The organism is Pseudoalteromonas sp. APC 3893 (genome assembly GCF_030408095.1).
Classification (GTDB): Bacteria; Pseudomonadota; Gammaproteobacteria; order Enterobacterales; family Alteromonadaceae; genus Pseudoalteromonas.
In genome coordinates, this window is the sequence record NZ_JASDCD010000066.1 from 1 (window position 1) to 1,481 (window position 1,481).

Here is a 1,481-nt window from a genome sequence, read left to right on the forward strand (position 1 = left end):
ATTATGGTTTGTATATTATTCACTGGCAATTTGGGGCTTAGTTTTTTGAAATATTGTGTACCAGAGTGGTCCAAACAAAAACCAAAAAAACATGAGCGATGGTAATATGTACATCCAATCTTTAAGTGCTTCTGTTTTAATCTCATTATTTACAAAAATTATAGCCAAATACAATATAACACTAGCGATACAACAGGCCAGTATGCCTTTAAACCATTGTCCCCATTCATACTTAGTGTAAGTCCAACCATATTTTTCATGAGGTTTGTTTTGCCCATTATATTTATAGGCAAAATAATTATCCGCCCACTTCACCACGCCATGGCCAAATACTAATGTAAACCCTAAATATGCTGCTGCGAGTCCATGTGCAAATTCTGCGGTTGTACCAGAACGCAAATCATATGCTGTTGCAACTAGTAAAATAACATCTAAGAGTGGGACACATAAAAGCAGGGAACTACCAAGTTTTGGAAGTTTTATTATATAACGTACAAACAGACCACCAAACAAAAAAATCCAGAATCCCACCTCAAAAAATATAATTAACCAGATCAAAATTTGATGAACACTCCATATTCAAAAGAACCATAAAACGCCAAAATCAGGTGCGCCGTAGGCGTCACCTGGATTCTCTTGTGTACGCCCGACATGGGCATTGACTTATGAGGTGAAAGTCCTCTTTAGGAAGATCACCGTTTAAATAACATACTGTTATTAAACGATAACTACTAGCGAATGGCAAGGGCTAAATCGCGAGAAATAGTCGGGAAGAAGCCGCTAGCATTCTTTATAAACGTAAGTGCGAGCTGATGAACAAAAACATCATATGAGGCGTAGGCTGGAGATGAGCTAGCACAAGATAGCGAAGTCATGTGATCTAACGGCCACCGTAAACAACTACAATAACTACAATAACTACAATGACACCCACTTTAAATTATTCAAATAGCACTACAAAATTAAAATTTAAATGCTGAATGTACGCACATATCACTTTGTGAAACTAGCTTATGTTTCAAAATAAGTGAATTTCGTGTAAAACTTAAATAACAGACATGAGAATACCTGCATTATGCAGTGAAAGTACTTCTTATGGGGATTTCGCTCTATCCGAATAACTTTTCACAGTTACTCATGTTTGTTCGCCGTTTGCGGTTGAGGTTTTCACAATAACTTTCATGTGATGATGCCCTGCCTACAGCACCATGAAACACACGTGTAAATTGAGTGGTTAGTTTTAACCAGTTTTCTGGGGATATATTTAATCTTTCTAGTAAAGGAAGACAAGAATTATCAATATGCCCTCGTTTATCCTCCCGTATTATTCGTCCTGTTAACTCAACTAGTTCAAGGTATGATTTAACCTCAAATGGCAGTCCTTTAGGCATTATTTGACGCGACATACCTGCAAAGCGAAGTAACTGTTTAGGTTGCTTACCTTCTGTCGCGCTTGTTAAACGTTTTTGAACACTGGTATG

1 protein-coding gene and 1 pseudogene are annotated in these 1,481 nt (G+C 37.3%); both read right to left on the bottom strand.

Annotated elements, in window-relative coordinates; all coding sequences use genetic code 11:
• Positions 1 to 15: 15 nt before the first annotated feature.
• Positions 16 to 558: a hypothetical protein gene (locus QMA12_RS21975; RefSeq protein WP_290211500.1), complete on the bottom strand. Its 543-nt coding sequence runs from the start codon at positions 556 to 558 to the stop codon at positions 16 to 18.
• A 551-nt stretch (positions 559 to 1,109) separates the two neighbouring features.
• Positions 1,110 to 1,481, bottom strand: a pseudogene (locus QMA12_RS21980) (transposase); the annotation flags it as partial.